This is a genomic window from Cytobacillus sp. IB215316, assembly GCF_033963865.1.
In the GTDB taxonomy this organism is placed as follows: domain Bacteria; phylum Bacillota; class Bacilli; order Bacillales; family SM2101; genus Nanhaiella; species Nanhaiella sioensis.
Genome location: NZ_JAXBMC010000006.1, coordinates 174,069 through 185,943 on the forward strand (window position 1 = coordinate 174,069; position 11,875 = coordinate 185,943).

Below are 11,875 nucleotides of genomic sequence, written 5' to 3' on the forward strand. Positions count from 1 at the left end.
TTATCAATACAGAACTGAACAATTTCTATTAAAAAAGACCACATACACCAAGCACTAATTATAATGATATAGTTGCAATTAGTGCTTGGTTTTATGTGATCTAATCTTTTCAGTTTAATCAAACGTTTGTTTAAATTACCTATGCGAGCATTCTACGAACTCTTTTCTTATAGATTGAATATGCAATGAAGTTTGCTGGGAAAATAAATATGCTAGAATGTGCATTGAAATGGAGTAATTGCTCTTGGAATTCCATTGCATCAAAAAATTCTCCTTGAGAAAGTTGTTTATTTTTCTTTTCCTCCTCAATCTTTTTGAAATAAGCATACTGAATTGGAATCATTACAACATTAATTATAAGTAATAATGTAGCCATAATAATTATGAATAGCACCGAATCATTCATTGAACCAACCTCCAACAGTATATTCATAATACATCTCATATACGTGCCAAACAGTCAAAGCGTTTCATTTTTCTTATATAATTTTCCAAATAAATTTATACACGATAATATCATTATTAATTAAACAACAATAACAGCAGAATGGAGGCGTTGTCACTTTGATGAAGATATCTCAAACACAATTTTATACGTTTGGTACTAAAAATAATTGTTATGTGAATATAGCCATACAAATGAGGCTTATATAATAACTCCCTTTTCTCTAAGAGGATATTTCAAGAGGTTTAATTTACGATTATTCATTTACTGAAGTAATTTTAACTATTGGGTTATTGTTAGCAGGAAATAAATCGACTATTTCTGCAATTGCACTTCCTTGTAAAACAAACATGATTTTTGCCAAACAGTATTCACCAAAAGTATCATATATCCTACCTGCACTCCTCGTACCCCTTGCTACAGTACGAGTGCTATTTGCAATATAACCTATTTTCCCTACATTCGGCATATACACTTCAACCGCTTCATCATCATATGGATTATTATAATCTTTTATAAGTACTACAATTTCTCCCACAGTAATATACTCAGATTTTTCATAATATTTCGCACCAACAATGGTCACAAAAAAAAGCTGAATATTCATCGTTCACCACCTAAAACTTAGCATTTAAACTGTTTGATAATCTCAATATAAAACCTTTTCTTATAGGCGTCCTGTACCATGATAATAAGAACCACACTAAATATGATCATAAATGTTGAATCTACTATTATATTGTTCATTAAGGAAAGATCTCACCAGTATTACCAACGCTAAATGCGTGCACTAGAATTTGAAACATTCAAACGTACCGCTTCTGTCACTTTGTTGCTAGGTTACTATTTGTAGCATATGGTAACGGTTTGGTTGACAGAACCTCTCCTTAGCTATAAAACTAATAAATGTTTACTACTAAATATATAACATTCCTTACTAAAGCCTGGCTAACATCTGATACCAAGAGTAATAAAATTTCCCTGAAGAACCATTGTTGGGAAGTTAGCATAAATAAGTATTCACTTTAATTAAAAGGTGACTCTAGTAACAATTTTCCAAACCCTCTTAGCTATTGTTGGATTTGTGTCATTGTAACCATGAGCCACCTTCTATTATTCCCCTTGTTTAACGTATGAAAATGTATATATTAATCCCCCATTGTTGCATTCGACAAATTAACAGAAATTCCTGCCAATTTTTTATAAAACCCTTTTTTCTCTAGTAGTGTTTCATGTGTTCCTCTTTCTTGGATACGACCATTATTTAATACCAAAATTTGATCAGCCTTACGAATTGTGTTCAGTCGATGAGCAATAATAAAGCTTGTTCTACCGTTCATTAATCGCTGTAGTGCTTCTTGTATTTTAATTTCTGTAATCGTATCGATGCTACTTGTCGCTTCATCTAAAATGAGGATAGATGGATCTGCTAGAATCGCTCGTGCAATAGATAATAACTGTTTTTGCCCTTGACTTATTCCAGAACCGTCCTGTGTTAATACTGTCTCATATTGTTGTGGTAATCGTTGAATAAACGAATGAGCATTTGCTAAAGCTGCAGCCTGTTCAACTTCTTCATCAGTTGCAGTTAGCCTTCCATAACGAATATTTTCTCTTATTGTTCCTTCAAATAAGAATGGATCCTGTAATACAAAGCCCATATTACGTCGCAAGCTCGCTCTATTTACAGTCGTTACATCTCGATCATCAATTAAAATCTTGCCCTTATCCACATCATAAAATCTTGATAGTAAATTAATAATTGTTGATTTTCCAGCACCTGTAGGACCGACAAGGGCAACTGTTTCACCAGGAGTGACAGTAAAGCTGACATCAGTTATCGTGCTTTCAGCTTCTTCATACGAAAAAGAAACATTACAAAAATCCACTTTACCCTGAATAGCCTGAAGGTGAGTCAAATTAGTTCCTTTGACTTCTTCTTCATCTTCGTCTAATACCTCAAACACTCTCTCTGCACCCGCAACAGCTGATAATAGTGTATTAAATTGGTTTGCTAAGTCATTTAAGGGGCGAGTAAATTGTCTTGAATACTCCGTAAAAATAACAATTGTACCGATAGAAATCATACCATTTAATGCAAATAAACCACCGATTCCTGCAATCAAGGCGAAGCTTAGATTATTTAGGACATTCATTACTTTAGGAATAAAGCCTGAATAAGTTTGCGACCAAAACGCTGTCCCTTTTAATCTCTCGTTTTTAACCAAAAATTCAGAGATGACTCGTTCTTCTTGAGAAAAAGACTTAACGATTCTTTGGCCAGATATGATTTCTTCAATGTATCCATTTAAATCTCCTAGATTTCGTTGCTGCTCTTTAAACACTCTTCTCGTTCTCTTTGTAATCCACTTCATCCCAAAAATTAACAAAGGGATAATTGTCATCGTGATCAACGTAAGCAATGGACTCAGCCATAGCATAACTGAAACAGTTCCGATTAACGTAAGTATACTCGATGAAATTTGAATAACTGAACTATTTAACGTTGAGCTCACATTTTCAATGTCATTCGTTACCCTACTCATAAGCTCACCATGCTGACGTTTATCAAAATATGGGATTGGAAGCTTATGGAGGTGTTCAAAAAGTTGATTTCTCATCCTAAAAACTGTTTGTTGCGCGATACCAATCATCCAATAGTTTTGTAATAATAGTGCTAAAGAGCGTAATACATATATAACCGCTAAGCTGATTAATAGCTTTATAAAACCTTCAGTATTTGACGTATTTATGTAATCATCAATCGCTACTCCTACTAAAAATGGCCCTATAATTGCAAGGCCTGAGCTTACAACAACCATAAATAATACTAACGACAGCAAGCTCTTTTTATAAGATAAGTACATCCAAATCCTATTTAATGTTGTTAACCACTGTTGTGGCTTCTTTTTAGATGATTGAACTTGAGTTACTTTGTCATCGTGTTCAACAATTCTTTTATATTGGAAAGGCTTAGTTAGTTGCTTGAGCATCATAAAGTGCCTCCTTTCCAAGCTGTGAATGAACAATTCTGTTATAAAGATCTGAATAAGTTAGTAAATACTTATGATCCCCCTCTTGTATGTTACCCTGTTCATCTATTAGTAAGATCTTATCTGCTTGTTTAGCAGTACTAATTTTTTGAGTAATAACAAATGTAGTGCAAGCATACGTTTTTAACGCTCTTAATAATTTTGACTCAGTATGTACATCCAGCGCACTCGTACTATCGTCTAATAACAGCATTTTCGGTTTCCTCACAAGTGCTCTTGCAATCGAAATCCGTTGTTTTTGGCCACCTGATAAGTTTATTCCTTTTTGACCTAGCTCTGTTTCATACTTATTCGGAAGCTCCCATATCGTTTCATGAATTTGAGCGTGTTTAGCGGCTTCAATGATTTCTTCCATAGAAGCATCTTCTTTCCCCCAGCGTATATTTTCTTTAATTGAACCTGTGAATAATAATACTTCTTGAGGAACGAATCCTATGCTTCTGCGGAGATGTTCAAGCCTCATCGTTTTTATATCGTGATCATCTATAAAAATACTGCCCTTACTCACATCGTAAAGACGAGGAATAAGTTGAACAATAGATGTTTTACCTGAGCCAGTTGCCCCTAAAATGGCGACTGTTTCTCCAGGGTTTACTTCAAAGGATATATTCTGTATAACCGGTTCTTGCTTTTCTGGATATTGAAACGAAACATTGCGAAAAGCTACCTTTCCTGCCCTGATCTGCAAGGACGAATTCGTATCAGATGAATTTATTACATCAATATCTGTTTGAAGCACATCTGTAATACGTTCAGCAGATGCACTGGCACGTGAGAAAGCCATAATGATAAACGAGAATACCGATAGAGCAGCTGTAATTCGAGTCGCATAGTTAACAATTGCAACAACTTCCCCGACTGCTACATCTCCTGCAATTACACCTGTATTCCCATACCAAAGAACAGCAATTACACTAATATTCATAACTAAAAGTAAGATTGGCACAGTTATTTCTAGCAACCTAAACACTGATGTTGTCTGGCCTCTTAACTCAGCGCTAGCAGTTGAGAATCGATTTGACTCGTAATCCTTTCGTACATACGCTTTAATCAATCTCATGCCAGCTAAATTTTCCCTCATTACTCTATTTACAGTGTCTAGCTTTTTCTGCACAGACTGAAATAAGTGCCACCCTCTTCTCATAACCCAAAGAAGAAAGATGAACAATACCGGCACACTTGCTAAAAAAATAAGAGCTAGCTTCACATTCACTACAAGTGCCATAATCGTTCCACCGATAATTAATAACGGTGCACGTAGCATAATTCGCAAGCTCATAAACACTGTATTTTGCACTTGTGTTACATCATTTGTCGTACGGGTAACGAGTGATGATGTCGGAAACTTATTAAAGTTAGCAAATGAAAAAGATTGAACTTTTTTAAACAATTCCTGCCTCACATCGTAGCCGAAGCTCTGACCCACATGCGCAGCATAGAACGTATTAATAATTCCTGATATAAAAGCGATAAACGATAAACCAATCATTAAACCGCCCCACTTCAACACGACGGTCATATCCTGTTGTTGAATTCCATCATCAATAATTTTCGCCATTAACAACGGTTGCCACAGCTCTACTATTAATTCAATAAGCATAAGCAACAGTGCAATAACAACTGGGAGACGGTACGGTTTAAGAAATGATAGCACTCTTGGCATAAATAATCCTCCATACATTACTAATCCGATTTTATATTAAGTTCTATCATACCTTTTCTATCTTAATTTTTAAATTATTTTGGATTAGAACTCGAATTGAAATAATGTAGATAACAAGGGAGCTGTTAAGATTCCTTTTGTTCTATGTTACTATTGGTAAACAATGAGTGGTCACCAGTCATTAAGAGGCACAAGGCAATGAACTTTCTACAATGTAGATGTGGAAGTAGCCGTTAAAATAAATATTATCCATACGATTAGCTTCTCTTATAATTGTAAAGCTAATCGTCAATATATTGGAGTGAAGATGATGGAACCCAAATTAGTTATAGCAACAAAAGCTGATGCACAAGCTATTTTTGATATACAAGTAGCTGCATTTACACCCTTATTACAGAAGTATAAAGATTATGAAACAAACCCTGCAAACGAAAAAATTGATCGAGTAATTACAAGAATTACCGACCCTAACAGAAAATTTTATAAAATCATTGTCAATCAAACACTAATTGGTGGGATATGTATATATTCGAAAGAAGAAACACGATTTTGGATTAGCCCTATGTTTATTCTCCCATCTTATCAGGGAAATGGGCTAGCTCAAAAAACATTACAATTAATTGAGCAAATGTACCCTCAAGCAAAGAGTTGGGAATTATTAACGATCCTAGAGGAAAAGCGTAATTGTTACTTATATGAAAAAATGGGCTATACAAAGATAGGTTTACACAAAAAAATAAACGATAACTTAACACTAGTTTATTATAAACGGGTAGTTCGATAGATTGAAGGGATAAGGAAAGGTGTTTTATTTTTGGAGTAGCTAAACACTTAGCTATTGGAAGCCATTTATACTTCCGCACATTAGAAATCTATTTAAAAATCAAACAAGCTGGAACAAAGCTTTATATAATAAGAATTCAACGAGGTTGAAACTTGATTACAACTCGTTGAATTCTAAAATTGGCTACTTTATATATGTATTTCAATCATTTCACAGAAACATCTCTAGACACCATATCTAATTCATCAAGATGGTTTTGTGACAATTTAAATGTTAGTGCGCCAATATTTTCTTGTGCATGATGGTTTTTTGTTGCACCAGGAATGGCAACGATTGTTTCCCCATGAAAGTGGATGAGCCAATTTAAAGCAACTTGACTTGGTGAAACATTGTATTCATCAGCCAAGTTGTCAAGTAAATCAATCAGTGGTTTCGTTCTTTCAAGTGTAGATGTTTTGAAAGAAGAAAAGTGTTTACGTGGCCCCGACATATTTTTAATTAAATCTGGATTTTTATGAAATTTCCCTGTGAGTAACCCTTGCTCTAAAGGAGAATACGCAATAAGTGTGATACCGAGTTCCTTAGCAGCATCTAATATACCGTTCTTCTCAATTCTCCTGTCTAATAAGCTATATTTCACTTGATTAGAAACCAGTGGAAAACCATGTTGATCCAATACTTTATGTGCTTCCCGCATTTTCTCCTCATTAAAATTACTTACACCCGCATGACGGATTTTCCCACTTTTCAGCAACTCAGCCATTTCATCCATTTCAGCCTTAACACTGGAAAAAGAAAATGGTTGATGAACCATATATAAATCTATCTTTCTTCCTTTTAACGCCTTCAGCCTCTCATCAATTGTTTTTGTAATTGATTTTGCAGTACGCATAGCAGGCCACCATTTTGTAGCAATCAATGCATCATTCGCCTTGTCCCCAAGACCATTCAATGCATCAGCAAGCCCTTCCTCTGACTTCCCTTTCCCATACACCTCTGCAGTGTCAAACCAATTAATACCGCCCTCTAAACTTATTTTTACGATTTCTTGAATCTCTTCTTTTTCTAGCACTGGCCAAAAACGGCCTACCATGCCATTCCCTTTACTAAATTGCCACGTACCAAGTCCCAGTGCAGAAATCTCCAGGTCCGATTTACCTAATTTACGAAGCGGAATCATTGTACTTTCCACTATATTCACCACCCCAATACTGGATATATTTGCTTATTATCATATCATTTAGATATGGTCGTGTATACTATCAACCCTTGTCAATCAGCATTCTCTTATGAAATGATAAAAACACTGATTGATAATACGTGGGATTTATCCTTGTTCAATGAAGCTGTATTACCAAGATAGCATTTTTACTATCAAAGCTTCGACGTTTTCTCTTTTTAGCCAATTACAAATTCGCTAGTACTACATGAATAAGAAACGTACTTCCTAATGATATATTCATATACAAAAAAAACAGAACTAACCTGTCTGTTTTTTTGTCTCTTTTTTAAAATTCTGTTGCTATTTTAAATTATGAAAGTTATATGTGGGATCTCATTAATGGTAAAAGTAAATGCCATAAATGCTTGGTGTATACTTGCTTATATCTTAGAACGACAACAACCAATTCGAGTGACATTTTATATTTATTCCATAGCTACTATTTTGAGTAGCCTGATCTATTTAATGTAAGTTTTGATTTTCTAATTACTTGATTGATCACTTCCGAAAACACAAGACCAATGGCAATAGCACCTGAAATCATAAATGCCTTAGCTGCTAAATTTATTGCAGTATTATAATCATTTTGAACAAAATTCCTCATTGCATCATAGGCTAACCCACCTGGTACTAAAGGGATAATTCCAGATACGATAAAAACAATAATTGGTGTTTTATACATTCTGGAAAAAATCTGACTCATTACAGCAACTACAAACGATGCTACAACTGTTGAAAATACTGAATCGATATCATTATCCGTTAACAAGACATAAATGATCCATCCTAACATCCCAACAAAGCCACACTTAATCAACGATTTTCTTGGAACATTAAACATAATACCAAAGGCTGCTGCTGCAACAAAACTTGTTACAAGTTGTTCTATAATCATTCTTACAGCCCCTTTCTAAAAGATCATAAACACCACTGCTATTCCCGAACCAATTGCAAATGCAGTTAATAAGGCTTCTGCACTTTTTGCTAAGCCTGACATGAGGTGACCAGCCATTAAATCTCTTACAGCATTCGTTAAGAGCAAACCAGGAACTAATGGCATAACTGAACCTATAATAATTTTATCAAGTTCATACCCAAGCTCAATTTGCACAAACAATAAAGCTAACAAACCAATAATGACTGAAGATGTGAACTCAGCAAAAAACTTTATAGGGACTATCCTATGTAAATAAATCACAAAAAACAAGCCCACACCACCAGCAATAAATGCTGGTATGAAATCTCGCCACTCTCCGTCAAACATAATTAAAAAGCAACCGCTGGTAAAAGCTGCAGCTAAAATTTGCACAAAAAATGGAAAAGCTACATTGGACTGTTCTATTTCTCTTAATGATTGATATGCCTGCTCAATAGTTAATTCACCACTGCTAATTTGCCTTGAAATACTATTAACTAAAGTAACTTTATGCAAATCTGTCGTTCTTTCAGAAATTCTAACTAGTTTAGTCTTAGTCGGATCTACCCCTTCAATTGATAAAATGATGACAGTTGGAGTAACAAAGCTATGTGATTCCTTCACATCAAAAGCTCTTGCGATACGCGTCATCGTATCTTCAACCCGATAAGTTTCAGCACCACTTTGTAACATTATTTTTCCTGCAAGTAGACATACTTCCATAATGTCATACGTCTCATTTATTTGATTATTCATTTCCATTCTCTCCAATAAAAGAAGCGTAAGCACCTTCAATTCCACCTAAATACGAGACCTCGTCCTCTGATGACAACGGTGGTATGTTGCCATCCTGCCTCTCCCCAGTAATGCCCTATAATCACATTACACCTGCATGCGCTGGAATTGGTGAAGTCCCCCCGAGTGGAACGTGCCCGAACTAAATATCGTATCTTGTATCGTTAAATTTATACATAATAATACTGTTTACACGTAAGTATCATCATTTGTTTTTCAAGTTTAAATGAAAAACATACATAAAATCAACATCATACTAAAATTAATTTTAAAAACAAAACAGCAGACCCTATCGGGATTTGCTTCTCACCTCTGTTACCCTAACGCTACGTCCAAAATCATCATGACAACAAAGCCACCCATTAGTCCAAGTGTAGCCAAATCTGTGCTGCCAGATGATTGAGATTCTGGAATAAGTTCTTCAACGACAACAAAAATCATCGCACCTGCTGCAAAAGCTAACGCATATGGAAGAATAGGTTGAACGAGTAAAACAGCTGCTGCACCAATGACAGCTGCAATCGGCTCAACAATTGCTGAGAGCTGTCCGTAATGAAATGCTCGTGCCCTAGACATCCCTTCCCCTCTTAATGGAACTGAAAGAGCAGCTCCTTCCGGCATATTTTGAATACCAATTCCTATTGCAAGACCAATCGCACCAATTAAAGATGCTTCACCAATCCCCAACGAAGCAGCACCAAAAGCTACACCTATCGCAAGACCTTCAGGGATGTTATGTAACATTATAGCTAAAAATAACAGTGTAGATTTCTGAAACTTCGTTTCGGGTCCTTCTGCTTTTTCTTTTTTCTCACCTAAATGCAAATGTGGTACGATAAAGTCTAGTAGCCGTATAAACAATCCACCTAGTAAAAAACCAATGGCTGGTGCTAACCAAGGAATTTGACCATTCTGTTCACTAAATTCAATCGATGGAGCTAATAGCGACCAAAAAGACGCAGCAATCATTACACCCGCTGCAAAACCTAACATCATATTTAAAATATGCTTATCAATTTTTCTAAAAAAGAAAACTGTCGCTGCTCCTAGCGCAGTTAACCCCCATGTAAGTATGCCACCTAATAACGCTTGTACCGTTGGATTTAATGAACTAAACCAATCCAAAAACATGATAATCAGTCCTTTCAACCCATAAAAAATTCGACTCAAATCACTAAAAATAGACAATTATTCTTAACTTAAATTATACACCCTTCATTATCTATTTTAAAATGTAGAACATTCAAAGGCTATTTTCTTAAGCTTTGTCTTTTTTGCACTTACATTTGAGCAACTAAATGTTAATAGTCATTAGAGACGAAAAGATGCACCGACGAATATTTACATTCATGCTCAGCTCTTATTATGAAAAGTACTTAATGCAAAAAGAAACTTCCCAATATAAATGAGAAGTTTCTTTTAATATTCCTTTAAAATTATTGCCCCTAAGATGATACTGAATGCTGCTGAGCAATTTTATTTTTTCGACCTTCAAATAATGTAGCTATTATCGCTATTACTAGAAAGATACTGGATAACTGGAACAATGTAGCTATATCAAAAAACGTTGCTAATATACCAAATACTAATCCACCTAAACCAATACCAAGGTCAATAGCTGAAAACAGCATTCCATTCGCTACACCTCGACGGTTAGGAGGTGTTTTAGATAACGTCCACGATTGTAATGTTGGAATTAATGATCCAAAACCAATTCCAAATAAGATACCTGAAATAATAATAAATAAATTAGAGTAAGCCATTGATAGTACCCATAACCCAATAAAGGTTAACGTAAGACAGCTTAACACAATTCCCATTGGACCATTTTTATCAAACCATTTTCCAGAAATTGGTCGAGAAATAGTCGCCATTATCGCATTAAACAAATAAAATAGAAAAATTTGATCTATACCACGTTCTTCTCCAAATATGACGATAAATGTTACAACAGAACCGTAGCCAAATGTTGCGATGATAGTTATAAAAGCTGGATACCAGCTTGATTTTTCAACTAATGAACCCAAATAAGAAAACTTTAAGTCTTCTTTTTTTGTTGCTTTAACTGTATCTGGAGTTTGGTAACGAATGAGAAATAATAAACAAATAGAGATAAGTCCTAGTATTGCAGAAATATATATTAGGTTAGAAAATGATGTAACTTGAAATAAATAAATTCCTAGACTTGGAGCGATAATCATTCCAAGCGTAATAGAAAGGCCAAAATATCCTAACCCTTCCCCTAATCGAGAACTAGGTACAATATCTGAAGCTACCGTTCCATTAACCGTTGTAGACCATCCCCAAGCAAGCCCGTGTAAAAACCTAAAAACCAAAAAAAGGACAACTAATTGAGATACTGGATATAGTAACGTAACTATTAATAAAGAGATGACACCTATTAGCACAAGTGACTTTCTTTCCTTATATTCAAGCATATACCCAATAAACGGACGACTCAATACAGCACCTATTGAAAACAACGCTGTAACTAAGCCAATTTCTAATCCTGACGCACCTATTGACTTAATATATGGAGGTAACGTTGGAATCAACATTTGAAACGACATGAAAACAAATAAGTTACCTAACATAAGCATAATATACGATTTAGTCCATAAAGGCTCTTTAGCTTTCATCACTTCATCCCTCCCCCAAAACTTATAACGATTTATAACCAAAAAAAGATACTCCCTTTATCAAGATTGTTGTCGCAACAAACCCAAGAACGAGAGCAATTTTTTATCGAAATATTCATCTTACACCTAAACAATAATAAAACTCTAACACTTATAAACAATTAAATCAAATTTGCGGTCTTACCTCAATTGCGTTAATCCGGTGATGTGTAATAGTTACATATAGAAGAAGTTATAGATGTTGTCATCTAATGTTTTCGAGGATAAGCTATCGTATAGTTTAGTTGTTCCTTAAGCGACATTTATTTTTATAGAAAACCAACCATCCTAAAGTCAGCAAGTTATTGTAAACATAAAT

General features: G+C 34.9%; 10 protein-coding genes. 1 reads left to right on the forward strand and 9 read right to left on the reverse strand.

Features of this window, described 5'->3' with window-relative positions; genetic code table 11:
• Positions 1 to 139 precede the first annotated feature (139 nt).
• The 4 genes from SLH48_RS12295 to SLH48_RS12310 all read right to left on the reverse strand — a co-directional run bounded on the left by SLH48_RS12295 (position 140) and on the right by SLH48_RS12310 (position 5,161).
• The gene (locus tag SLH48_RS12295) at positions 140 to 406 is read right to left on the reverse strand and encodes a DUF3949 domain-containing protein (RefSeq protein ID WP_320258402.1); all 267 of its coding nucleotides are present in this window, start codon (positions 404 to 406) and stop codon (positions 140 to 142) included.
• Between the two features lie 295 nt (positions 407 to 701).
• Positions 702 to 1,052, reverse strand: a complete 351-nt coding sequence (locus SLH48_RS12300) for an HIRAN domain-containing protein (protein WP_320258403.1) — start codon at positions 1,050 to 1,052, stop codon at positions 702 to 704.
• Positions 1,053 to 1,593: 541 nt separating this feature from the next.
• The gene (locus SLH48_RS12305; RefSeq protein WP_320258459.1) at positions 1,594 to 3,438 is read right to left on the reverse strand and encodes an ABC transporter ATP-binding protein; all 1,845 of its coding nucleotides are present in this window, start codon (positions 3,436 to 3,438) and stop codon (positions 1,594 to 1,596) included.
• Positions 3,419 to 5,161 carry an ABC transporter ATP-binding protein gene (locus SLH48_RS12310; RefSeq protein WP_320258404.1) on the reverse strand — a complete coding sequence of 581 codons (1,743 nt, stop codon included), beginning with the start codon at positions 5,159 to 5,161 and terminating at the stop codon, positions 3,419 to 3,421. The genes SLH48_RS12305 and SLH48_RS12310 overlap by 20 nt, the downstream gene beginning before the upstream one ends.
• A 310-nt stretch (positions 5,162 to 5,471) precedes the next feature.
• Between SLH48_RS12310 and SLH48_RS12315 the strand changes: the two genes are divergently transcribed.
• Positions 5,472 to 5,945 carry a GNAT family N-acetyltransferase gene (locus SLH48_RS12315; protein ID WP_320258405.1) on the forward strand — a complete coding sequence of 158 codons (474 nt, stop codon included), beginning with the start codon at positions 5,472 to 5,474 and terminating at the stop codon, positions 5,943 to 5,945.
• A gap of 205 nt (positions 5,946 to 6,150) precedes the next feature.
• Here the strand turns inward: SLH48_RS12315 and SLH48_RS12320 are convergent, their stop codons facing one another.
• The 5 genes from SLH48_RS12320 to SLH48_RS12340 all read right to left on the reverse strand — a co-directional run bounded on the left by SLH48_RS12320 (position 6,151) and on the right by SLH48_RS12340 (position 11,517).
• Positions 6,151 to 7,125: an aldo/keto reductase gene (locus SLH48_RS12320; protein WP_410629403.1), complete on the reverse strand. Its 975-nt coding sequence runs from the start codon at positions 7,123 to 7,125 to the stop codon at positions 6,151 to 6,153.
• A gap of 481 nt (positions 7,126 to 7,606) precedes the next feature.
• A complete protein-coding gene (locus SLH48_RS12325) occupies positions 7,607 to 8,062 on the reverse strand; it encodes a threonine/serine exporter family protein (protein WP_320208897.1) in 456 nt (151 codons plus the stop codon).
• Between the two features lie 15 nt (positions 8,063 to 8,077).
• Positions 8,078 to 8,839, reverse strand: coding sequence for a threonine/serine exporter family protein (locus SLH48_RS12330; RefSeq protein ID WP_413785414.1), 762 nt, complete (start codon positions 8,837 to 8,839; stop codon positions 8,078 to 8,080).
• Between the two features lie 354 nt (positions 8,840 to 9,193).
• The gene (locus SLH48_RS12335; RefSeq protein WP_320258407.1) at positions 9,194 to 10,009 is read right to left on the reverse strand and encodes a ZIP family metal transporter; all 816 of its coding nucleotides are present in this window, start codon (positions 10,007 to 10,009) and stop codon (positions 9,194 to 9,196) included.
• 314 nt (positions 10,010 to 10,323) lie between these two features.
• The gene (locus SLH48_RS12340) at positions 10,324 to 11,517 is read right to left on the reverse strand and encodes an MFS transporter (protein ID WP_320258408.1); all 1,194 of its coding nucleotides are present in this window, start codon (positions 11,515 to 11,517) and stop codon (positions 10,324 to 10,326) included.
• Positions 11,518 to 11,875: the final 358 nt, after the last annotated feature.

Excerpts from the sequence above, each read along its gene's own strand:
- SLH48_RS12295 (WP_320258402.1), bottom strand. The coding sequence starts at position 406 with ATGAATGATTCGGTGCTATTCATAATTATTATGGCTACATTATTACTT.
- SLH48_RS12300 (WP_320258403.1), bottom strand. The coding sequence starts at position 1,052 with ATGAATATTCAGCTTTTTTTTGTGACCATTGTTGGTGCGAAATATTAT.
- SLH48_RS12305 (WP_320258459.1), bottom strand. The coding sequence starts at position 3,438 with ATGCTCAAGCAACTAACTAAGCCTTTCCAATATAAAAGAATTGTTGAA.
- SLH48_RS12310 (WP_320258404.1), bottom strand. The coding sequence starts at position 5,161 with ATGCCAAGAGTGCTATCATTTCTTAAACCGTACCGTCTCCCAGTTGTT.
- SLH48_RS12315 (WP_320258405.1), top strand. The coding sequence starts at position 5,472 with ATGGAACCCAAATTAGTTATAGCAACAAAAGCTGATGCACAAGCTATT.
- SLH48_RS12320 (WP_410629403.1), bottom strand. The coding sequence starts at position 7,125 with ATGATTCCGCTTCGTAAATTAGGTAAATCGGACCTGGAGATTTCTGCA.
- SLH48_RS12325 (WP_320208897.1), bottom strand. The coding sequence starts at position 8,062 with ATGATTATAGAACAACTTGTAACAAGTTTTGTTGCAGCAGCAGCCTTT.
- SLH48_RS12330 (WP_413785414.1), bottom strand. The coding sequence starts at position 8,839 with ATGAATAATCAAATAAATGAGACGTATGACATTATGGAAGTATGTCTA.
- SLH48_RS12335 (WP_320258407.1), bottom strand. The coding sequence starts at position 10,009 with ATGTTTTTGGATTGGTTTAGTTCATTAAATCCAACGGTACAAGCGTTA.
- SLH48_RS12340 (WP_320258408.1), bottom strand. The coding sequence starts at position 11,517 with ATGAAAGCTAAAGAGCCTTTATGGACTAAATCGTATATTATGCTTATG.